This is a genomic window from Chitinimonas sp. BJYL2, assembly GCF_027257935.1.
Taxonomy (GTDB): domain Bacteria; phylum Pseudomonadota; class Gammaproteobacteria; order Burkholderiales; family Chitinimonadaceae; genus Chitinimonas.
The window spans coordinates 26458-48733 of sequence record NZ_JANZKW010000006.1 but is presented as its reverse complement, the minus strand read 5'-3'; the positions used below and the strand labels follow the sequence as shown (position 1 = coordinate 48733).

Annotated in this window: 21 protein-coding genes and 1 pseudogene; 15 read left to right on the top strand and 7 right to left on the bottom strand. The window is 60.5% G+C overall.

The features are described from left to right. The first annotated feature begins 10 nt into the window (after positions 1-10). Positions 11-412, top strand: a complete 402-nt coding sequence (locus tag O9X62_RS15255; RefSeq protein WP_269533810.1) for a hypothetical protein — start codon at positions 11-13, stop codon at positions 410-412. A 10-nt stretch (positions 413-422) separates the two neighbouring features. Here O9X62_RS15255 and O9X62_RS15250 read toward each other — a convergent pair whose 3' ends face one another. Continuing rightward, positions 423-2555, bottom strand: coding sequence for a C1 family peptidase (locus O9X62_RS15250; RefSeq protein WP_269533809.1), 2133 nt, complete (start codon positions 2553-2555; stop codon positions 423-425). 137 nt (positions 2556-2692) lie between these two features. Between O9X62_RS15250 and tmk the strand changes: the two genes are divergently transcribed. The 13 genes from tmk (at position 2693) to O9X62_RS15185 (ending at position 14998) form a co-directional block, all read left to right on the top strand. Further along, positions 2693-3331 carry a dTMP kinase gene (gene tmk / locus O9X62_RS15245; RefSeq protein WP_269533808.1) on the top strand — a complete coding sequence of 213 codons (639 nt, stop codon included), beginning with the start codon at positions 2693-2695 and terminating at the stop codon, positions 3329-3331. Next, complete coding sequence (locus O9X62_RS15240) at positions 3331-4335, top strand: DNA polymerase III subunit delta' (RefSeq protein ID WP_269533807.1); 1005 nt, start codon at positions 3331-3333, stop codon at positions 4333-4335. Before tmk ends, O9X62_RS15240 begins: the two co-directional genes overlap by 1 nt. Before the next feature lie 8 nt (positions 4336-4343). Further along, the gene (locus tag O9X62_RS15235; protein WP_269533806.1) at positions 4344-4715 is read left to right on the top strand and encodes a PilZ domain-containing protein; all 372 of its coding nucleotides are present in this window, start codon (positions 4344-4346) and stop codon (positions 4713-4715) included. Positions 4716-4803: 88 nt separating this feature from the next. Next, positions 4804-7185, top strand: coding sequence for a penicillin acylase family protein (locus O9X62_RS15230; RefSeq protein ID WP_269533805.1), 2382 nt, complete (start codon positions 4804-4806; stop codon positions 7183-7185). A 58-nt stretch (positions 7186-7243) separates the two neighbouring features. Further along, positions 7244-8020 carry a TatD family hydrolase gene (locus O9X62_RS15225; RefSeq protein ID WP_269533804.1) on the top strand — a complete coding sequence of 259 codons (777 nt, stop codon included), beginning with the start codon at positions 7244-7246 and terminating at the stop codon, positions 8018-8020. Continuing rightward, the gene (locus O9X62_RS15220) at positions 8017-8787 is read left to right on the top strand and encodes an MBL fold metallo-hydrolase (protein ID WP_269533803.1); all 771 of its coding nucleotides are present in this window, start codon (positions 8017-8019) and stop codon (positions 8785-8787) included. The genes O9X62_RS15225 and O9X62_RS15220 overlap by 4 nt, the downstream gene beginning before the upstream one ends. A 49-nt stretch (positions 8788-8836) precedes the next feature. After that, the gene (locus O9X62_RS15215; protein ID WP_269533802.1) at positions 8837-9712 is read left to right on the top strand and encodes an ABC transporter substrate-binding protein; all 876 of its coding nucleotides are present in this window, start codon (positions 8837-8839) and stop codon (positions 9710-9712) included. Between the two features lie 106 nt (positions 9713-9818). Then, on the top strand, positions 9819-11138 hold the full coding sequence (locus tag O9X62_RS15210) for an NAD(P)/FAD-dependent oxidoreductase (protein WP_269533801.1): 1320 nt from the start codon (positions 9819-9821) through the stop codon (positions 11136-11138). Between the two features lie 471 nt (positions 11139-11609). After that, positions 11610-11981 (top strand): 30S ribosomal protein S6, encoded by a 372-nt coding sequence (gene rpsF, locus O9X62_RS15205; protein WP_269533800.1) that lies wholly within the window; start codon positions 11610-11612, stop codon positions 11979-11981. Between the two features lie 16 nt (positions 11982-11997). Further along, on the top strand, positions 11998-12294 hold the full coding sequence (gene priB / locus O9X62_RS15200; protein ID WP_269533799.1) for a primosomal replication protein N: 297 nt from the start codon (positions 11998-12000) through the stop codon (positions 12292-12294). Between the two features lie 44 nt (positions 12295-12338). After that, positions 12339-12566: a 30S ribosomal protein S18 gene (gene rpsR, locus O9X62_RS15195; RefSeq protein ID WP_028447959.1), complete on the top strand. Its 228-nt coding sequence runs from the start codon at positions 12339-12341 to the stop codon at positions 12564-12566. A gap of 15 nt (positions 12567-12581) precedes the next feature. Next, a complete protein-coding gene (gene rplI / locus O9X62_RS15190) occupies positions 12582-13028 on the top strand; it encodes a 50S ribosomal protein L9 (RefSeq protein WP_269533796.1) in 447 nt (148 codons plus the stop codon). Positions 13029-13171: 143 nt separating this feature from the next. Further along, positions 13172-14998, top strand: coding sequence for a GGDEF domain-containing protein (locus O9X62_RS15185; protein ID WP_269533795.1), 1827 nt, complete (start codon positions 13172-13174; stop codon positions 14996-14998). Between the two features lie 12 nt (positions 14999-15010). On the opposite strand, the gene O9X62_RS15180 is transcribed toward O9X62_RS15185, so the two are convergent. From O9X62_RS15180 to O9X62_RS15160, 6 genes and pseudogenes are all read right to left on the bottom strand, one after another. Further along, complete coding sequence (locus tag O9X62_RS15180; protein WP_269533794.1) at positions 15011-15481, bottom strand: tRNA (cytidine(34)-2'-O)-methyltransferase; 471 nt, start codon at positions 15479-15481, stop codon at positions 15011-15013. Positions 15482-15524: 43 nt separating this feature from the next. Next, positions 15525-15974: a ComF family protein gene (locus tag O9X62_RS15175; protein ID WP_269533793.1), complete on the bottom strand. Its 450-nt coding sequence runs from the start codon at positions 15972-15974 to the stop codon at positions 15525-15527. Between the two features lie 66 nt (positions 15975-16040). After that, a pseudogene (locus tag O9X62_RS16050) lies at positions 16041-16346 on the bottom strand (double zinc ribbon domain-containing protein); the annotation flags it as partial. A gap of 135 nt (positions 16347-16481) precedes the next feature. Then, positions 16482-18191, bottom strand: a complete 1710-nt coding sequence (locus O9X62_RS15170) for a serine hydrolase (RefSeq protein WP_269533792.1) — start codon at positions 18189-18191, stop codon at positions 16482-16484. Between the two features lie 12 nt (positions 18192-18203). Beyond that, positions 18204-19376: a nuclear transport factor 2 family protein gene (locus O9X62_RS15165; protein WP_269533791.1), complete on the bottom strand. Its 1173-nt coding sequence runs from the start codon at positions 19374-19376 to the stop codon at positions 18204-18206. A gap of 167 nt (positions 19377-19543) precedes the next feature. After that, positions 19544-20644 carry an AraC family transcriptional regulator gene (locus O9X62_RS15160; protein ID WP_269533790.1) on the bottom strand — a complete coding sequence of 367 codons (1101 nt, stop codon included), beginning with the start codon at positions 20642-20644 and terminating at the stop codon, positions 19544-19546. 386 nt (positions 20645-21030) lie between these two features. On the opposite strand from O9X62_RS15160, the gene bioB reads away from it, so the two are divergent. Further along, the gene (gene bioB, locus O9X62_RS15155) at positions 21031-22026 is read left to right on the top strand and encodes a biotin synthase BioB (protein WP_269533789.1); all 996 of its coding nucleotides are present in this window, start codon (positions 21031-21033) and stop codon (positions 22024-22026) included. Positions 22027-22276: the final 250 nt, after the last annotated feature.

Genomic DNA, 22276 nt, shown 5'->3' with positions numbered 1-22276 from the left:
CGGGCTTGAAATGCCAAAGCAGCGCTACGCGGCAAACAGCTGGTTGTGGATCGATTGCCTCGCGGCCTTTGTCGCGGGCACGGCCAGCTTGCTGCTGATCCAGCTACAAACCGCGCTGTATGCCTTGCCACGCGATCTGCTGTTGGGGATAGCGGGCGCCAATCTGCTCTATGCCTGCTACTCGTTCACGCTCGCCGCGCTGCTCAGGCGTCGCATGGGTCTGATTGTGATGCTGGTGATGGCAAATCTGGTCTGGGTTTGCATCTGCCTGTTGCTGGCCTACACGTATGCGGGTTCGGCTTCGCTTTGGGGGGTGGCGCATCTGCTGGGTGAGGCGATCTTTGTTGCGGTTCTGGCGGGGCTAGAGTGGCGCAATCGCCATGCTTTGCTCAGCCCCGTACAGCTCGCCTGATCGTCCTGTATCAGTAGTCCGCCTGATCGATTCTGACGGCAGGGGCACTGCCCAGTATCCGAGTCAACACCGCATTCAGCGTATCCACATCGTTATCAAACGCCCCATGCGCACTGGCAATCTGCTTGATGGGCGCGTGCGGCGCCTCGGCCCGCAGCGTGGTGCTGATCTGCTCGGCGTGTACCAGTGTGAGCCTGTCATCCACCTTGCCCTTGGGGCTCATCCCGGCCGGGTTGGGTTTGAAGCCCCGGGCGTTGTAGGCAAAACCGCTCGGTGCCGCCTTGTCCCAGAAGTAGTCCTGCCAGTCGGCGACAGCTTTGCGGTGCGCCGCGGGAATCCAGCTGGTGCTCGCGTTCAGCGAGGCCGGGTCCAGGCTGCCGGCCATGCCAAGCAGCGGCGTCTTGTGGCTTTCGAGCGCGCGGCTCACTAGGTACAGCAAGGATTTGCGATATACCTGTCCGACGCTGTCGTCGCGTTCGCGCGCGTCGCTGAGCATATGCAGGAACAGCTTGTCGCGGGCAATCTGGGCGCTGCCGTAATGCGTGTTGGCAAAGGCAACCGTGCAGGCCGGGGCCAGCAGGGTGCAGCTGCTGAGCGGTACGGCGGCGGTATCCAGCGCCTTGAGCCAGTGGCCGAGCACAATCGCGCCAGCGGAATGACCGATGGCGTGGACTGCCATATCGGGGAACTGCTGCTTCAGCGGCAGCATCGCCTTGGCCAGCTGCCACGTTGCGCCACCACGTTGCGCAGCCCGGGCGGCGTTGTCCTTCATCTCGCGCCAGAGTGCACCCACGGGCAAACGGAGGGCGACTTCGAGTGTGTAGTCCCAAGCGTCGGCGGCGGTATCGCCCCAGCCGCTGGCGAGACCCGGTTCGCGGTGCTTGACGGTATCTTCAATCAGCCCGTACAGCGATTCGCCTGCGCCGGACGACCAGTTCACAAACAGTGGATACACACCATTGGCCATCAGCCAGGGCGCCAGCACACGCGTGCGGTTGAGGCCGTCCTGCAGATTGTTGAGCCCGCCGTGCGCGTAGATGACGACGCGGCGCTGGCCCTTGGGTTGGCTTTGCAGCCATTGCGTCAGGCCGGCCATGGTCTGACGGCTGAACTGGTCGGCGGCATCGAGACAATCGATGGACTTATGCAGCAACTGGCCGTTATTGCCCACTAGCAGGCTATGGCGTATCGCCTCGTCCTCACTGTAAAGCTGCGCAAAGCCGCGCTCGGCCAGCGGATCGCGCTTGATGCCGTGGCTGGCGTAGCTGGTCTGGCTGGCTTTGCCTGGTGGCAGACTGATATAGCCGCGCACTGGTGTACCCAACTGCGGCACGCCCAAGCCGGCGACCCAGGCGTCCGAGCCATTGGCCAGCCAGTCTTCATACGGCAGGATCGCAAAGCCGCGCCAGCCCCAGCTCTCGCCCCAGGAGTTCTGCACCACAAAGCCGCGTGGCGTGTAGCCGACCATGGCAAACGCATGGCCGCCCAGTGATTTGGCTTTGACCTTGATTTCGGGCAGCTCTCCCAGTTGGGCGATCGTTTTGGTATTTGCACCGATCTCCCAGCCATCGTGAACCTCGGCGGAAACATAGATCGCGCCGGCTTCCACGATGGCTGCCTGCAAGTCAGTGATATTGTCCTTGCTGATACGGTAATACACGCCCAGCGTGCGCTGGCCGGCATCGCTGTCCCAGCCGTCCTTGGGCCGCGTCGCGCGCTTTTTCGGATCGTGCGGCCACAGTGCTTCGGCACAGACGCCATGCTTGTGCCAGCCCTTCATCGCGCCGCGACAGCTGGAGCCGTCGTAATCCTCGCCATCCCATTCGTCGTACATCTGTGCCAGCTGGTACAGCATGGCCGGGCTCACGCGCTCCAGTGTCGTGTAGCCACTGGCGCGCCAGCGCTGAAACGCGACGACGGCGGCCAGTGCATAGCCGGTGCAGGCCGAGCTTTGTGCCTGATCGAGCACCATGCCGGCCTGGCCATAGGCAAGTAGCTGCTGTTGCAGGAAGTCCTGCCCCGGAAAACTGGCGGGCAGATTGCTGACGCGTGGCTGATACGCTAAATCGCGCAAATCGATCCGGTCAGGCCGGACGGCAAAGCTGCGGACGGTTTTGGCCACGGTGCGCTGGCTGGTAGGCATGGTGTTCCTGTGGGGCTGTCTCGATTTGCCATCAGGCTAGGCGGCGAGGCCATGGCCGGCAAGGCAATTTGCCCGGTGGCTGCCATCAGCCTTTACAATCGACACCTTCGATTACCCCGTACGCCGAGCCCGACCTGATGTCATCCACGCCGCGCGGCCGCTTCATCAGTCTGGAAGGACTCGATGGGGCCGGCAAAAGCACCCATCTGCACTGGCTGACGCGCCATCTCACGGCGCAGGGCATAGACCATCTTGTCACCCGCGAACCCGGCGGCACGCCGCTGGGCGAAAAGCTGCGCGAGTTGCTGCTGCACGATGCGATGGATCTGGAAACAGAGGCACTGCTGATGTTTGCCGCACGCCGCGAACACTTGGTGCAGGTGATCGAACCCGCGCTGGCCGCTGGCCGCTGGGTGGTGTGCGACCGCTTCACCGATGCCACCTATGCCTATCAGGTGGGTGGTCGTGGTCTGCCGGTGGACAAATTCCGCTCACTCGAACAATGGGTACAGGGGCGCGGCGAGACGCTGATCGAGCCCGACCTGACACTGCTGTTCGATGTGCCGCTGGCCGTGAGCCGCGCGCGGCTGGCCGATGCACGCAGCCCTGATCGCTTCGAGCGCGAGGCTGATGCTTTCTTCGAGCGCGTGCGCAACGCTTACCACGACCGCGCCGCCGAGGCGCAGGGTCGTATCCGCATTGTCGATGCCAGCCGCGATATCGAGGTTATCCAGCACGAGCTGGCGGCCATCTTCACCGAGCGGGGTGTGGGCTGATGCTCTACCCGTGGCAGGAAACGGTATGGCAAACGCTGCTCGATCAGCATGCGCGCCTGCCCCACGCTTTGTTGCTGACTGGCGAACCCGGCATCGGCAAGCTCGCATTCGCCCGCCATCTGGCGCAGTGGCTGTTGTGCGAATCGCACGCTGACAACAAGCCCTGCGGCGTATGCGACGGTTGCCGCTGGTTCCTCGCCGGCAACCACCCCGATTACCGCGAACTGACCCCCGCGCCCGAAGAAGAAGATGACGAGGGTAAGGTCAAGAAAAAGGCCGCTGCCTGGATCAGCATCGATCAGGTGCGCGATCTCAATAGCTTTGTGTACCTGAGCGCCCACCGTGCTGGACGCCGCGTCACGCTGATCCAGCCCGCCGAAGCACTCAATGCCGCTGCCGCCAATGCGCTGCTTAAAACTTTGGAAGAGCCGCCCGCCGGGGCCGTGTTCATACTCGTTAGCCACCAATGGCGACGCTTGTTGCCCACCATACTGAGCCGCTGCCGCCGCCTGCCCCTGCCGCTGCCCGAGCGCGAACCGGCTTTGGCTTGGTTAGCGGAGCAGGGCCTGGATGACGCAGGCAGTTATCTGGCCGAGGCCGGCGGTGCGCCGCTGGCGGCGATAGAACGTGCCGACGCCGGCATGCTCGCCCAGCGCCGTGCGTTTCTGGCCGAGTTGGCCGACCCGCGCCAGCTTGATCCCTTGGCCTTGGCCGAGCGGCTCGACAAGCAGAAAACCGAGGTCGCCCGGGTGGCCGACTGGTTGAGCCGCTGGGTTCATGATCTGGCGCGCTTGGGGCTGGCGCAGTCCGTTCGCTATTATCCTGACGAGATCACGCGTCTTGATGCACTGGCCAGCAAGCTCGACCCGGTGCGCCTGATGCGGTATCACGACACGGTGATCGAGGCGAAGCGACTGGCCAACCACCCGCTCAATGCCAAGCTCGTGTTCGAGCAATTGCTATACGCTTACCAGCAGGCCGTTCGGCCGATGATTAAAGGATAGAGAGCTTTATGTCCGAAGCGCCCAAAGTCGCCGTCCCGCCACGCACCGGCGGCGTACTCTCGCTGAGCATCAAGGAAAAAGCCGGTTTGTTTGCTGCCTACATGCCCTTTGTGAAGGGGGGCGGCATTTTCATTCCTACTGCCAAGCCCTATAGCATTGGCGACGAAGTCTTCATGCTCCTGCAATTGATGGAAGACCCGGCCAAGATCGCCGTATCCGGCAAAGTGGTGTGGATTACCCCGCCGGGCTCGCACGGCAACCGCACCCAGGGCGTGGGTGTGCAGTTCTCGGAGAACGAGGCGGGCCAGCAGGCGCGTGCAAAGATCGAGGGCCTGCTCGGTGGTGCGCTGCAATCAAGTCGCACAACCCACACTATGTGATAATGTTGCACAAGCGTGCAAAAAAGGCTCGGCGCTGCCGGGCCTTTTTCTTGCCTGTGATATCCAAAAACAAGGGAGACAACGAACCATGACTAAGGGCGTGACAAGCCGCTGGCTGGTGCGATTGGGTTTGCTGGCGCTGGCTTTGACTGTGCTTGTGGCCGTGGCTGTGTGGCTGTTCTTGCGCGGTAGCCTGGCGCGGCTCGATGGCGACGTGAGCGTCGATGGCCTGGGGGCCAAAGTCACCGTGACACGTGATGACCACGGGGTGCCGACCATTAGCGGCGATAGCCGCAACGATGTGGCTTACGCCACCGGTTACGTGCACGCCCAGGATCGCTTTTTCCAGATGGACCTACTGCGCCGTGTGGCCGCGGGCGAGCTGGCTGGTCTGATTGGTGAGGCCGCGCTGCCGGTGGACGAGGGCAACCGCTTCCACCGCATGCGTGCGCGCGCCGAAGTGGCACTGGCTGCACTCACGCCTGAGCAGCGCGCCATGCTGGACCGCTACGTTGCGGGTGTGAACGATGGCTTGGCCGCGCTCAGCAGCCGCCCGTTCGAGTACGGCTTGCTACAGCAGCAACCGCGCGCCTGGGTACCGGCCGACACGCTGCTGGTCGTCTGGGCCATGTATTTCGATCTGCAGGACAATCTGGAGAGCCGTGAGCTGGCGCGTGGCTGGCTGCGCGATCACAGCACGCCCGAGCAACTGGCGGTGCTGATGCCTGAGCTGACGGCCAACGATGCGCCGATGGATGTGGCCAAGGCCGAGCCTGTGCTTGCGCCGCTGCCTGAGAAGGCACCCGACTGGTTTGGCCAGCCCGGTGAAGACAAGCGCGCTTCGATTGCTTTTCGCAGTTCGGTCGGCAGCAATAACTGGGCGATTGCCGGCAGCCGTACAGCACACGGCGGCGCTATTGTGGCCGACGATATGCATCTGGGAATTCGCCTGCCCCACATCTGGTATCGCGCCGTGCTCAATGTGCCCGACAGCAAGGGCGGCAAGCGCCGCGTGGTGGGCGTCACCCTGCCAGGTGCGCCGCTGGTGGTGGTGGGCAGCAATGGTGCGGTGGCCTGGGGCTTTACCAATAGCTACGGCGATTATCTGGATCTGCTCGAACTCGGCCGTGATCCACAGAATCCGCAGCGCTTCAAGATTGGCGAGAGCTGGGAAACCGCCACCGAGCATGTCGAACAGCTCGAAGTGAAAGGCAAGCCCGCTGTCGCGTTCAAGGTGATCGAAACCTCGCTGGGCCCCGTACGCATGGTCGGCGACAAGGCTTACGCCGTGCGCTGGGTGGCGCATGACAAAGGTGCGGTCAACTTCAATCTGGGCAATCTGGAGCAGGTGAACACGCTGGCCGAGGCGCAAGCCGTGGCTAACCGCGCAGGCGTACCGGCGCAGAACATGGTGGCCGGCGATGCCGCGGGCAATATCGGCTGGACGATTGCCGGTCCGCTGCCGGGCCGTGCCGCATCGAGCGCACAGACCTTCCCGTATCCGGCCAGTGCCGATGCGGCATGGACCAGCCTGCGTGCGCCCGACGATTACCCGCGCGTCATCAACCCGGATGCCGGCCAGCTGTGGACGGCCAACAGCCGTCAGCTTGGCGGTGCGGACTACGCCAAACTTGGCGACGGTGGTGCCGATCTCGGTGCGCGCGCCAGCCAGATTCGTGACGGGCTGACTGCGCTGGGCAAGACCGACGAGCAAGGCGTGTTCGGTGTGGGCCTGGATGACCGCGCTTTGTTCATCGGCCTATGGCGCGACCGTGCGCTGGCAGCGTTGACCGACAGCGCCGTGGCAGCGATGCCCCAGCGCGCCGAGTTCCGCCGTCTGCTCAAAGAGAGCTGGACGGGCCACGCGAGCGTGGATTCGGTGGGCTACACCCTGGCCCGCGCCTGGATGTATGCCTTGTATGCCGAGCTGTTCGGCCGGGCAAATGCCGATATGGCCAAGCTCAACAAGGACTCGGACTTCGACCGCGCCAACCCGCGCTGGCCGGCCGTGGTGGCGCGCTTGCTCGATGAGCGCCCGGCTGGCTGGCTGCCGGCAGGCAAGGATTGGCGCAGCGTGGAGCTGGCGGCGGTAGACCGCGCGATCCGCGAAGTCACCAAGGATGGCACGCCACTGGCCCAAGCCACCTGGGGCAAGCGCAACACGGCCATGATTGCCCATCCGTTCACGCGCTTCCTGCCGGCACTCAAGCCTTGGCTGTCCGCCCCGGCTGACATGATGCCGGGCGATGAGAACATGCCGCGCGTGGCGGGGCCGGCATTTGGTCAGTCGCAACGTTTGTCGGTATCGCCGGGCAGGGAGGAGCAGGGTTTGTTCAACATGCCTGGCGGCCAGAGTGGTCACCCGCTGTCGCCTTACTTCCTGACCGGCCATGCCGAATGGGTGCAAGGCAAGGCGCAGCACTTGTTGCCGGGAGAGGCGGTGCACACACTCAGCTTTGTGCCGAAGTAGGCGCAGGGCGGTAAAATCAACGGGCGCTGCATAGCGCCCGTTTTCATTTGGATAGCCCATGTTCATCGATTCCCACTGCCATATCGACTTCCCTGAACTCGCCCAGAACGCCGATGCCATGATGGCGGCCATGCGCGATAACCGGGTCAGCCATGCGCTGTGCGTGTCGGTGAACCTGCCAGCCTTGCCCAATGTGCTGGCGATGGCGGATCGGTATCCGCATATCTATGCCTCGGTTGGCGTGCATCCCGATTACGAGGATGAAACCGAACCCACGGTGGAACAGCTGATCGAGCTGGCGCGGCATCCCAAGGTGATCGCCATCGGCGAGACGGGGCTCGATTACTACCGCCTGCAGGGCGACCTTGAATGGCAGCGTGAACGCTTCCGCGTGCACATCCGGGCTGCGCGTGCCTGCGCCAAGCCGCTGATCATCCACACCCGCAGCGCATCGGACGACACGCTGCGCATCATGGCCGAGGAGTCCGCCCACGAGGCCAGCGGCGTGATGCATTGCTTTACCGAATCGCAGGCGGTGGCCGATGCGGCGATTACACAAAATTTCTATATCTCGTTCTCGGGCATCGTCACCTTCAAGAAGGCCGAGGAACTCAAGGAAGTAGCGCGCACGATCCCGCTGGAACGCATGCTGATCGAAACCGATTCGCCGTATCTGGCGCCGGTGCCATTCCGCGGCAAGCAGAACCAGCCGGCTTATGTGCGCCATGTGGCTGAGCATATCGCCGACTTGCGCGGTATCAGCGTGGATGAAGTCGCCGCGGCCACCACGGCCAACTTTGCGCGCTTGTTCAAACTGGAAGGCCGGCTCGCATGAGCACCGAGATACTGATCCTGGGTTGTGGTTCCAGTGCCGGCACACCTGCCATCGGTTGCCAGTGCGCGACCTGTACGTCGCCCGATCCGCGCAACAAGCGCACCCGCTCATCCAGTGTGATCACCACACAGGGCCTGAGCTTCCTGATCGACACCGGCCCCGATCTGCGCACCCAGGCACTGCGCGAGGGGCTGACCCGCGTGGATGCCGTGCTGTACACCCATCAGCATGCCGACCACCTCAACGGCATCGATGACCTGCGTGCGTTCTGTTACGTGAACAAGGCCGCCATGCCGGTGTTTGGCAGCCCCTACACGATGCACGATATCAACACACGCTTTCACTACACCACCTTGCCGCCCGGGCAGTGGTGGGAGCTACCATCCTTGCAGACAACTGCGGTGGACGGGCCGTTCTGTCATCGTGGCGTGGAAATCATCCCCGTGCCTGTCATGCATGGCCGCTGGCCTGTACTGGGCTATCGCATTGGCAAGGTGGCTTACCTGACTGATGTATCGGAGATTCCCGAATCGAGCTTCGCCCTGCTCGATGGTCTGGATGTGTTGCTGCTCGACTGCCTGCGCACCCAGCCGCACCATACCCACTTCGGGCTGGAACAGTCGCTGACTGCTGCCGCGCGTATCGGTGCAAGGCAGACCGTGCTGATCCATATGACCCATGAGTTCGAATACACCGAACTGAGCGCGCGGCTGCCGGCCGGCGTGGTGATGGGCTACGACGGCATGCGGATTTGTAGTGCGGCTTGATCAATCGCTCATGCCTTTTTGTCGTGAGTCACACTAATCTGAGCCCATGATGGCATTGCGTTTTCGCTTCTCATTGGCCCGTGCGTGGCTGATCCTCGCGCTTTCCGCGCTGATCTGCACCATGCCGGCGCTGGCTGCTCCGCTGATCTATCCCAGGCCCGAAGCGCCTGAGGATCCGCAGCTGGAGTACCCCGTTGCGCTGCTCAAGCTGGCGTTGAGCAAAGCGGGCGTGCGTGCGGATATCCGTCCGTCTGGCTTGGTTACGCCGCAAGGGCGCGCACTGCGCTTGCTGGCAAACGGGCAGGGCATCGATGTGATGTGGACAATGACTTCGCGTGAGCGCGAAGCCGAGCTGATGCCTATCTGCATTCCCATCTACAAGGGCTTGATGGGTTACCGGATTGCGCTGGTCCGCAAGGCGGAAACCGAGCTGTTTGCGAATGTTCACGCAGCCGCAGATCTTCGGCGCTTTGTGGCGGGGCAGGGGCATGACTGGCCGGATACCGACATACTGCGCGCCAATAGCCTCAAGGTTCAGGCGGCAGTCAGTTACGGTAGCTTGTTCCAGATGCTGGCGGCGAAGCGTTACGATTATTTCCCCCGCTCGGTCATCGAGATCTGGGGCGAGGCCGAACGACACAAAAGCGCGGGCATCGTCGTAGAGCCGTATGTGCTGATCTACTACCCCACGGCGTCTTATTATTTTGTCAGCAAAAAGAACCCGGCATTGGCGAGCGTGATCCAGCGGGGGCTGGAAGCCGCCATTGCGGATGGTTCATTCGACGCACTGTTCAAGGCCCGCTACGGCCAAGTCATCAAGCAGGTCCAGGCAGCCAAACGTCGCTTGATCGTACTGGAGAATCCCGATCTGCCCGAGGGAACGCCGCTGCACATCCCGGCTTACTGGTATCGCTTCGGCAAGTAGGCGTTGCTCCCTGCATTCGGGGCTAAGCAAATCGCTATGCGTTCGCAGGATCAGGAGACTGGCCCGCTAGAATGGGGTCAGACAAATGAAAGCGGCGAGGTGATGCATGAGCGAAAGCAGACGATGTCCCCGCGTAGTGATCGTGGGGGGCGGTGCGGGTGGGCTGGAGTTGGCGACCCATCTTGGTGACAAGCTGGGCAAATCCGGCAAAGCCGAGATTGTGCTGGTGGATAGCCAGCGCACCCATATCTGGAAGCCCTTGCTGCACCAACTGGCCGCCGGCAGTTACGACAGCCATGCCGAGGAAATCGAATATCTCGCGCAGGCACGGTGGCATCACTTCCGTTTCCGCCAAGGACGTTTCGAAGGGCTGGATCGGGCAAAGCGCGAAATCCTGATTGCACCTTTGGTCGACAGCGCCGGACGCGAAATCATCGCCGCGCAGCGACTGGCTTATGACTACTTGGTCATCGCACTGGGCAGCCAGACCAACGACTTCAACACGCCCGGCGTGGCCGAATATGCGATCCGCCTCGATAGCCCAGACGCGGCACGAGAATTCCACGAACGCCTGATCAATGTATGCCTGCGTGCCAATAGCCAGCCGCCAGAGGCCGGACAAGGGCGCTTTACTGTCGCCATCATCGGTGCTGGTGCAACCGGTGTGGAGCTGGCGGCCGAGCTTCACGATGCGGCACTGGTGCTGGGCAGCTTCGGTCTGGAACACATCAACCCGGAGCGCGATCTGAAGATCGTGCTGGTGGATGCCAATACCCGCATCCTGTCGGTACTGCCAGAGCGCCTCTCGGAGGCTGCCGCCAGGGAACTGCGACAGCTGGCTGTCGAGATCCACAGCAATGAGCGGGTGGTCGAGGTCACGGCCGATGGGGTGCACCTGGCCAGTGGTGCAATGATTCCATCTGCGCTGACCGTGTGGGCTGCCGGCATCAAGGCGCCCGACTTCCTGCGCGGGATCGACGGCCTGGAAACCAACCGGCTCAACCAGTTGGTGGTGGAGCCGACGCTGCAAAGCACCCGCGACGAGCGCATCTTTGCACTGGGTGACTGTGCGGGATGCCCTGACGGTAAGGGCGGATGGGTGCCGGCGCGGGCACAGGCGGCACACCAGCAGGCGACGCGGCTGGCGGATAACCTGCAGCGAACCATGGCGGGCAAACCCATGCGCGCCTTCCGCTTCACCGATCATGGTTCGCTGGTGTCGCTTGCCAGTTATGGTTCTGTAGGTTCGCTGATGGGTAGCCTCGCGCGCGGCAGCCTGTTCATTGAAGGAACGTTTGCCAAGTTCATGTACTGGGGCTTGCACAAGCAACACCAGATGGCACTGTCGGGCTTCTGGCGTACCGTGCTCATCACGCTGGCTGAATGGCTGGACAAGGTACACAGGCCGAGGATCAAGCTGCATTGAGTGCCATGGCTTGGAATGCGGGCTTTGTAGCGTCACGTGCAGTTGCAGCGCCCGGGGAACCCGGGCGCTTTGCTTTTGTTCAGGCTCAAGCCGGCGCTCAACCCTGATTGAACCCGAGCCCCCATGGCCCCCGCCGCCCCCGCCAGCTGTGCATGAACCAGGTTCTGGGCGCATAGCGCCAAGAACGCTGGGCATCGCCGCAGCGACGGAGCCCAAGTTGCATCGCCTTGGAGGGAGCCCCACTGGCGCTCGTCAGTAACCGTGCCTTGCCTGGCAGGGGGCGATAGGTGGTGTCCCTTACGTCAGTCTCGAAGTTGAGATGCGACGCATACCGTGCATGCCCCTGTTCGCAATCTAAATGCCTGATTTCCTTGCGTGTTCAAGAGTCCCACGGCTACAATGCCCGGCTTTCCACCCTTGCCTGACCGTTATTCGCATGACGGCAGGCTGATTAATCCGCAAGGAGATCACATGCGACACTACGAAATCGTGTTCATCGTGCATCCCGATCAGAGCGAGCAAGTGCCCGCCATGATCGAGCGCTACAAGACGATGATTACTAACGACGGCGGCAAGATCCATCGCCTCGAAGACTGGGGCCGTCGCCAGATGGCTTACCCGATCCAGAAGATGCACAAGGCTCACTACGTTCTGATGAACGTGGAAATCGGCCAAGGCACCCTGGACGAGCTCGAACACGCCTTCAAGTTCAACGATGCCGTGCTGCGCCACCTCACTCTCAAGACTGAGCGCGCCATCACCGAAGCATCGCCGATGATGAAGGAAGAGAAGTCCAAGTCGCTGACCCCGGCCCCTGAGGCCAAGGAAGCGGCTGCGGCCTGATCGGGCGTAGTACGTAGTGCGCAACCAGGTCGTCGCCCACGGTCAGTTGCTCGAACTCCAGCCCTTGCGTTACACCCCTGCCGGCATCCCGGTGGTTGAATTCAGGCTCATGCATGAATCCACCCAGCAGGAAGGCGGCAGTGACCGGCAAGTCCAGTGCGAAATGCCCTGCGTCTGCCTCGGTGAATCGGCAAGAAGTCTGGCGAGCCTGCCCGAAGGAACGGAAGTCCTTGTAAAAGGATTTCTCGCCGGCCGGAGCCAGCGCTACAAGCACAGTCTGGTGCTGCATATCAACGATTGGAAGCGCGCGTAATTTATCGCTGCGATTCCAGAGTTTTCTGAATTCGAGAGGTCATCATGTCCCGTAACCTGTTCAAGCGTCGCAAGTTTTGCCGCTTCACCGCCGAAGGCATCAAGGAAGTTGATTACAAAGATGTCAACCTGCTGAAGGATTTCATCAGCGAGAACGGCAAGATCATCCCCGCACGCATCACCGGCACCAAGGCTCGCTACCAGCGCCAACTGTCGGACGCCATCAAGCGCGCCCGCTTCCTGGCCCTGATGCCTTACACCGACAAGCACTAAGCCGGAGCTGCCAACATGCAAATCATTCTTCTGGAAAAAGTGGCCAACCTGGGCACCCTGGGCGATATCGTCAAGGTCAAGGACGGCTACGCCCGTAACTTCCTGATCCCGCAAGGCAAGGCCAAGCGCGCGACCGACGCCAACCTGAAGCAGTTCGAAGTTCGCCGCGCCGAACTCGAAAAGCAACAGGCTGAAATCCTGGCCGGCGCTCAAGCCCGTGCTGAAAAGCTGGTCGAGTTTGCTGTGACCATCGCTCAGAAGGCCGGTGTTGACGGCCGTCTGTTCGGTTCGATCACCACGCAAGACATCGCTGAAGCCGTGACCGCCGCTGGCGTTGCCATCGAGAAGCGCGAAGTGCGCCTGCCCGAAGGCCCGCTCAAGGCGATCGGCGAGTACGACATCGCTCTGGCACTGCACCACGATGTGGTTACCAACATCAAGGTAACCGTCGTCGGCGCTTAAGCCTGCGAACCACGTCTGTGGAAAAGAGGGCTCGGGTAACCGGGCCCTTTTTGTTTGATCTTGTATTCACTTAAGTCTTGCTTGGTGTAACCCAGTTTCTACAATGACTGAGTGCACTATTCCAACGGCATTGTCTGCATTCAATGAGCAACAAGCTAAGCAACCCGACCGATATCGCGCGCGAGGCCCTGCGCCAGCTCGCCACGCGCCGTATTCCGCCGACGCCGGAGCACTACGAAGACCTCTATCACGAGATCGAGGGTGGCAAGGCACGCAAAGCCGGGGGGGCGAATCCCTTGCTGGACGCGATTCTGGCCATGCTCAAGGCAATGCCCAAGCAATCGCCGGATCTCCAGCGAAATATCAAATTGATCAGCGCGGCAGCGGATCACCGCGACTGGTCGGGCGTGACCGCACCGCTGGTGGCAGCGATTGAATCTCAGGGCGGCCAGGCCACCCTGACGCGGCCATGGTCTGAGCTGATTCGCGACCTGCTGGTCCAATGGGACATGCGCAGCCCGCATTTCACAATGGCCCGTAAGCAGGAGTCGCTGGCCAAAGTCTTGCTCAATTTCGGCAATTACCCTTCGTTGCTGAACGAAAAGCTTGCTGCCCTGATTGTCAGCTGGGCCGAGGGTGCCGGCGTTGAGGGCGGTATCGAGGTCGCCGGCGAGGTCGCCCCGGCTGCTGCCGAGGCAGCATCGGCGCCAGTGCCCGGCAGTGAGATACAGCCGGTGGCGCAGGGTAATGTGGACTGGTCGCTGTGGCGTGAATTGCTGTCTCGGGCATTGCGTCTGGGTATTGCCGCCCGCCTGCGCGGAGAACCGGATCTAGCGGAGGAGGCCGAGAGCCTGGCGCTGGCTGCCGAGTCGGTATCCAGCGAGCAGGGTCTGCAGTTTCTCGCCGAGCGCCTGCGCAAGTTCTGGTCGCAGCTTGAACTCAAGAATCAGCGGGATGACCGCGTATCTGCAGGCTTGGTGAATCTGCTGATGCTGGTGACCGATAACCTGATCGCCGTGTCGGGTGATGGCCGCTGGCTGGAAGGCCAGGTTGCCGTGGTGCGGGACATACTTGCCAAGCCCATGAGCATGACCCGCCTTTACGAGGCAGAGGCGGGCTTCAAGGAGGTCGTGTATCAACAAGGGCAGTTGCACCATAGCCTTACCGAGACCCAGGTCGCGCTCAAGCGGATGATCTCGCTGTTCATTGATCGCCTTGGCGGTATGGCAGATACCACCAGTGATTACCACGAGAAGATCGGTGTTTACGCCGGGCGTATTGAAACCAGCCGGGATGTGCTCGATCTCAAGCATGTGGTGGATGAGCTGATGCAGGACACGCGGGTGATCCAGCTGGATATGGCTCGCTCACGCGAGGAGCTGATGGCGGCCCGCAATGAGGCGGAAGCCGCCGAAAAGCGCATTCAGGAACTGGAGGCGGAGCTGCGTGCCGTGAGCGAAAAGGTCCGCGAAGACCAGCTCACCGGTGCCTTGAACCGCCGCGGCTTTGATGAAGCTTTCGTCACCGAGATCGCCCGCATGGAACGCACGGGCAAGCCGCTGTGTCTGGCCATGATGGATCTGGACAACTTCAAGAAGCTCAACGATCAACGCGGCCATCAGGCGGGCGACGAAGCACTGCGCCACCTGGTCAAGGTAGTCAAGGACACCTTGCGGCCTACCGATGTGATCGCCCGGTATGGCGGTGAGGAGTTTGTGGTGCTGATGCCCGAAACCGTCACCAGCGAGGCGGCCAATACCATGCGCCGCGTACAGCGCGAACTTACCAAGAATTTTTTCCTGCACAACAATGAGCGCGTGCTGGTGACTTTTTCCGCAGGCATCACCCGCTACATGCAGGGTGAGCATCAGGAGGCCGCCATCGAGCGTGCGGATCAGGCCATGTACGAGGCCAAGAAGTCAGGCAAAAACCAGGTGTGCGTGGCAGTTCAGCCCAAGCCCGCGACCTGAGTACTGATTGGATCAGCCTTCTGCTGCACCGGCAAAGCCGTGCTGACGCCAGGCTTCGAACACCGTCACCGCGACCGCGTTCGACAGGTTGAGGCTACGGTTATCAGGCCGCATCGGCAGTTTGATGCGGCGATCCGGTGCAAAGCTGTCGCGTAGCGCAGCGGGCAGCCCCGCGGACTCCTGACCAAACAGGAACACATCGCCGGCTTCGTAAGCGATGCGATCATGCCGGGTTGAGCCTCGCGTCGTCATCGCGAATATCCGCCTGCCGGCAAAGTGCTTGGCGCAGGCATCCCAGTCTTCATGCACCTGCATCTGCGCATACTCGTGATAATCGAGCCCCGCGCGGCGCAGCTTCGCATCATCGAGCGGGAAGCCCAAGGGCTTGACCAGGTGCAGCTCGCACCCCGTATTGGCACAAAGACGGATCACATTGCCGGTATTCGGCGGGATTTCGGGCTGAAACAGGATGACGGCAAACATGGCTTGAAGAGTCGACAGGGCAGGGGATTGGCAGGGCGGGGTATCAATCTGGCGTGCGAGCCAGCACCCAGCAGTCTACCCGTCGTGCGCCTGCTTGTTTCAATGTGCGCGCAAGTTCATTAAGGCTGGCACCCGTGGTCATGACGTCATCCACCACGGCCACATGCAACCCCGCCACCTCGCCGGTCACGGCAAATGCACCACGAACCTGCCGCTGGCGCTCCTTGCGGTTTTGCTTGGCCTGCGGTGGTGCCGGGTGTATCCGTGCCACCCGGTCGAGTGCCAGTGTCAGGTCCAGAGCCCGGGCAAGATGGCGTGCCAGCTCTGCCGACTGGTTAAAGCCTCGCTCACGCAGCCGAGAGGAGTGCAGCGGCATGGCGATGACGCAGTCTGGAACGCGGACGCCGCGCAGCTCCGTCAGCAGACCTTGCGCCAGTACAGGCAGCAGGCTCAGCCGAGCCTGATATTTGTAAGCCGGGATCAAGCGGTTCATGGGCCAGCCGTAACACCATGCTGCACATGTGGTATCGAACGCTGGCGGATGCTGCAAACATTGCCCACAGATGCCGCCGTGGACCAAGGGAACGGCACAAACCAGACAGCGTAATGGCCCGATCCACGGCAAATCCGCGTGGCAGTCGCGACACAAGCCTTGCTGGCCGCTCCGTACACCGCACAGGCAACATTGTTGCGGTAGTAGCCAGGCACCTACGTGGTGAAGAAACAGTGCGCAACGGTGGGGCAAGGGGGCTCCGGCATGCGTGCCGGACAACCCGGCCAATAGCGCGGGACAATAAGCCAACCTGCCATACCGCGCATCGCATGGTGCGGGACCTTGGAAAGAGTATGCCGCCAACCGTTTCATGCCGGAATGCACCTGCAGCGCGAAGCCCGACTTTCTCGGCGGACCCCGCGCCCGGCGCATCAGCCTGGCTGTAGCCGATCAACACCCGGATGGCATTCGCAATCGCCATGCACCGGGTAAGCCTTGGCTGCCAGATCAGGACACCTTCTTGAAGACCAGATTCCGGACTTCATCCACCACGACCTGGAATCCGGACACCGCATTTCTGCCATCGCGAATGAACCGGATGCCACCCATGAAGCGCTTGTCGCCCGCAAACCTGTCGATATTCAGCGGCCTGAAGCTCACCACGCCTGAACGGATATTGCTGGCAGTCAGCACGCCATTGCTGGCGTCGACGACAAAGGAAGCGTCCAGTTCCTTGCTGTAGAAGGTGCCGGCAAACTGCGTCAGTTCCTGCTGGGTATAGGCCGCAGACTCATAGGATTTGTACACGACCGGATCGCTCTCTCCCACGGTGTAGCTCATCGTTTTACCCGTACCGGTCTCGGCAAACTTGAGCAACAGAGTGTCATCGCCCTCCATCTTGATCTGGAAGACCGCATTACCCAAAGGAATCAGCTCGTAGCCTTCCGTGCCCTCGACCCGGGTGTAGTACAGCGCGTCGTTCTTGAGATAGACCTTGGCGGAGATGGCGCGTGCCGGGTTCCAGTAGCTGCCTTGATACGATTGGAGCTGCTGTGGACTCAGCTTCACGGCCTTGATCTTGGTGTAATCGATGTTTTCCGGCTCGGGGAACTGGTTCTTCATGAACAGGTTGGCAACCCGCATGCCATAGGAGCCGTGGTATGCCCCATCAGAACTGAGTACGGCGACGGCAAAGTCCTGTTCCGGAAAGCGGAACAGCAGGCTGGAATATCCACCGGCGCTGCCTCGTTGATAGATTTTCGGGATGCCGCGCTCCTGGCCTAGATGCAGCTGCCCATAGATCGAGATGCTGGCAACGTCCTTAATGGGCGCACCGCCATCGAGCCGGATGGGCGAATTCAACTGCTTGGCCAGTGGCTTGCGGGCGATGGTAAGCGCCGAAAGATGGGCCCGCCAGATGCCCAGATCCTTGATGGACGTGTAGAGGTTCGTCGGGCCGGCCGCACTGCCATTGCCATAGTCGTACTTGTACAGCCCGTCCGCACCACTCCGGTAGGGCACGGCCGTGTTCGCCAAGGGGAGATTGCTGTCGTACTGGAGGACGGTATTGGCCATGCCCAGCGGGGCAAAGATCTCTGCCTTGCAGTACACGTCGAACGGCTGACCGGTGACAGTCTCGACCATATGGGCCAACAGGATCAGGCGCGTGGACCCATTTGGCGAAAATACCTGGCCCGGCCGGAAGTTCAAGGCTTTCTGGCTCTGGATCAGGCGCAATATGGCCTTGTGCTGCTCAGGCCCGCCGGTTTCCCAACCCGCCAAGGATTTGAGGGTGCGGTAGCCAGGCAGGCCATCGGTTGAACTGAGCAGATGCCGGATGGTGACCTTCTCGCCGAAGTCGGCCACCTTGGGCAGGTATTGCCGGATGTCATCATCCAGTTTGATTTTTCCTTGCTCCTCCAGCATGAGCGTCGCGTAGGCGATGACCTCCAAGGCCAGCCCTTCGACCTGGAATCGGGTATCGACGGTAGCCGGCACCTTGTACTCCAGGTTCGCGCTGCCGTAGGCATTCTGGTAGACCACTTTTCCTGCATGGATCACCGCGACCGCAATGGCGGGTTTGTCGGGAGACCGGGATTCGCTGAAGACCTTGTCGATGGCCTCTGGTGAGACAGATTCAAGTGCTTTGCCGGCAAAGGTGGTAAGGGGCAGGGCGGCAAGGCAGGTAAGCATCAGGTAAGACAATGGCGTGTTCATGGGTATCTCCGCTTAGTTCTTCTGGATGGCTTTGATGACGTTCAGTGCCACTGAGGCCGTGGCGGAAGGGTCCTGCCCGGTGACGATGTTGCCGTCCGCGATGACATGGTTGTCCCCGAATTTCTTGGAGTAGACAAAGTTGCCGCCGTGCTTGGTGATTTCCTTGTCGATGGAAAACGGGAAGGTTTTGTAATATTCGGCCTGGGTGTCTTCGAACATGTCGGGGAAGCCGGTTATTTTCCGGTTAGAGAAAATCGCCGTGCCGTCGCTGTTTTTCAGATTGACGATGCCGGCCGTGCCATGACAGATGGCCGAGATAATTCCACCGCGCTTGTAGATTGTATTGGCGATATGTTGAATGCCTTGATTATCTGCAACGCCAAACATCGCTGATCCACCACCGCTGTAATAAACGGCCTGATAGTCATTGGGATTGATTTGCTCTGGCGTGGCGGTGTTCTGCAACAGGCGCATGAATTCGCCGTTGTACAGATATTCCTTCTGGGTATTGTCGGATGTCTGAATGTAGCCCAGGGGAATGGCGCCGCCCTTGGGACTGACAAAATCCACGACATAACCATTTTTCTTGAAAATGTCATAGGCAATGACAATCTCTGCAAAATGATTGGCCGCATTGAGCTTGGTATTACCATACGTGTGCTGGCTTGATGTGATGAACAGAATCTTGTTGGTGCGCTGGGGTAAGGATTTCCAGGTGTAGCTCTTTTGCACGATCTTCCAGTTGCCATGGTATTTCAGTAGCAGGAAATAATCCGTATACAGCCGGTAATTGGGTATCAGGATTTCCGCTTTGGCGGTGGCGACATTGTTTTCGATATCGATGGACAGGATTCGACCGATACGATTGTTCTTCTCGCCCGGTTTGATATTGGCGATGTATTGCTCGCCGGAACGGACAAGCAGATTATTGGTTTCGTTGACCGTATATAGTTTGAAGTCGGGATGGAAAGCGCGTTTCAGCTTTTCGGGCTCACCATTGGCGGTGCCTTCCATATAGTCCGTGAGCACTTGGGTGATTTGCTCGGTATCGGTTTTGCCGGCCCCGGTCGGAGTCTGGATGTCCGCTGGGGCGGTCGATGTGGTAGAGGCCGCACCGGCATGCCCAGGCATGCCAAATAGCAAGCAAGCGCTCAGGGCGGCGATCAGGGAAAAATAGGGGTTCATTCATTCACCTCAACTTGAGCTACGGTTAATCGGCAGCGAGTCATATCGCTTTGCCGGTTGCCAAGTTAGGGGGAATGCGGGTGCCTGAAGTCCCGAACCATGATTCAGGACTCCGGATACATGATTTCACAGCAAGGGTGGCTCGGTCAGCGCGCTAAGGCGCAGCCTCAGGAGTGACTGGAAACCTGATGGTCGGGCAGAGCGGTAGCGATCTCGGCGGCGCCCGTGGGCGCCGAGGCAAATGCAGCGCGGTAGCTGGCCGGTGTTTGCCCGGTAATTTTCTTGAATGCCGCAAAGAATGTGGAATTGGAATTGAAACCACTGCGCTCGGCGACCAGCTCCATGGTCAAATGGGATTCGTGAGCCAATAGCTTTTGCGCGTATTGAATGCGGAACTCGTTGATATAGAGATTGAAGCTCTTGCCCAGGTTTTCATTGATGACTTGGGAAACCGTCGTTTGCAAGGCGCCGACCTTTTTGGCCAGCAAGGCCAGGGTCAGATTCGGATTCAGATAGAGCTGCTGGTCACGCATGGTTTGATTCAGGGATTCCAGCAAGGATTGGACATCTGCATCGGCCAGTTTGCGATTCTGATATTTCTCCTTGCGTGTGGCCTCGATCTGAACCTCCTTTTGAAACAGGAAGGTCAATATGGTCAGGTGTATGGAAAACGTAAATGAGAGTGCGCCAACGATATAGGAGGTCAATTGGGTAGTGGCATAGGCAATCAGAATCAGGCAGCTGCTGAAGTAGACACTCAGCAAAAGTATGACTTGGCGTGAGCTGCCATGTTCATTGCCAATCCATACAGGGCGTGCCTGCCATAATTGTTTTCCGGCTAGTAATAGATAAAAAGCCCAGTAAACATGAATGCCAGACAGCACGTGGTGCCAGATATGCGGATATCGGGAATAAGGGAAAGTAATGCCGATGCCGATCACCAGCAAGGACACGAGTAAATGCCAGCGCCAAGCAGTACCCAGGGCTTTTTGCCCAATGTCTGCCAGATGGCATTGCACATACAGATAGGTCAGTGGGCCGATCAGCAAGCAGGCAGACATGCCGATCTGGAGGAATTCGACCGCAATATCCGGATAGAAATAATAGAACGTGGATTTGCCAGTACGCACACCGATTGCCAGCAACAGGCCGCCTAGCAGGCTATTCGTCAGGCGCTGCGAGCGGCGGGTGAACAGGTAAAGCGCCAGGAAAATCCCGTTGATTGAGCCCAGGGCACTGAAGAGGAAAAGAAGTTGGCTCGATATCACAGGTCAATAACAAATATAGGGTTTTCAACAATAGGCATAACGGATCACATTAAGCCTCAGGCGTGCAAACCGCCGGTTTGGCCGCGAGGTGTCGCGGTGTCTGGTCCGGCCCAGTTCCCGTGTGAGCATAGCAACATCACGCGGCTTGCAGAGAGGTTTCCATGATGCCTCGGTGGCCAGTTCAGTCTGGACAAGACATCTGTGGTGAATCGGGTGCGCTGGCGTAGGACGAACCGCTAGCACCTTGGTTGGCGGGCACTCCCCATGCTTGACCAGAGTATTGAGTAAATTTTGAACAGTTGTTGAAAATTTCGGGCGCTGGATTTGACAGTGTGACGAGCCAGCAAGGACAATCCACGGCTTAGAGCAAACTCCCTACCCAGCCCATGAACCAAGCCGCCACGCCGCAAACCCTGCAGTTTCACAAGAAGCTTGTCCCGCATGCCAGCGAGCAGCGCTGGACTGTAGAAGCCGTGGCCGAGTTGTTTGCGCTGCCGTTCAACGACCTGCTGTTCCGTGCCCAGACCGTACACCGCGAATACTTCGATCCACACAAGGTTCAGCTGTCGACCCTGTTGTCGATCAAGACCGGTGGCTGCCCCGAGGATTGCGGCTACTGCCCGCAGAGCGTGCGTTACGACACGGGTGTGACCAGCCAGGATCTGATGCCGCTGGAAGAAGTGCTCGATGCCGCCAAGGCCGCCAAGGCGGCGGGTGCATCGCGCTTCTGCATGGGCGCCGCCTGGCGCGGCCCCAAGCAGCGCGATATTGAAGAAGTGAAGCAGATGATCGCCGGGGTGAAGTCGCTGGGTCTGCAGACCTGCGCCACGCTGGGCATGCTCAAGGAAGGCATGGCCGGTGAACTCAAGGATGCGGGTCTCGATTACTACAACCACAACCTCGACACCGCGCCCGAAAAGTACGACGACATCATCGGTACTCGTGGCTACGACGACCGGCTCGATACGCTGCGTCAGGTGCGCGAAGCCGGCATGAATGTGTGCTGCGGCGGCATCGTGGGCATGGGTGAAAGCCGCGAGGAGCGCGCTGGCCTGCTGGCGCAGCTGGCCAATCTTGATCCGCAGCCTGAATCGGTACCCATCAACAATCTGGTCAAGGTCGAAGGCACGCCACTGGCAGACCAGGAAGGTATCGACTGGAGCGAGTTCGTTCGCACCATCGCAGTGGCGCGCATCGTGTTGCCGCAGAGCTTTGTGCGTTTGTCCGCCGGTCGCCAGCAAATGCCCGAGGCCATGCAGGCGCTGTGCTTCCTCGCAGGGGCCAATTCGATTTTCTACGGCGAAAAGCTGCTCACGACAGGCAATCCCGAGGCCGATGGTGACCGCGCGCTGTTCGCCAAGCTGGACTTGCAACCACTCTGATGGATCGCCAAGCGCGATATTGCGCCACAGCATCAGGAACGTAGCCCCGCTTGCGGGGCTACGTTTTTTTGTACCGATGCCCGGGTGAGGCAATGTCGCCTGGAACAGTCTCTGCCAACGTGAAAGCCTTGTACGGATAGGCTCTCCGGGGTTTGCGCATGAAGTTGCTTGACCCCTGACTGGGTGACGCGCTTGATGGAAGGTGCAGGCCGCATTTCGCCGTAACTGGCGTAGTTTTGTTACGGATGAA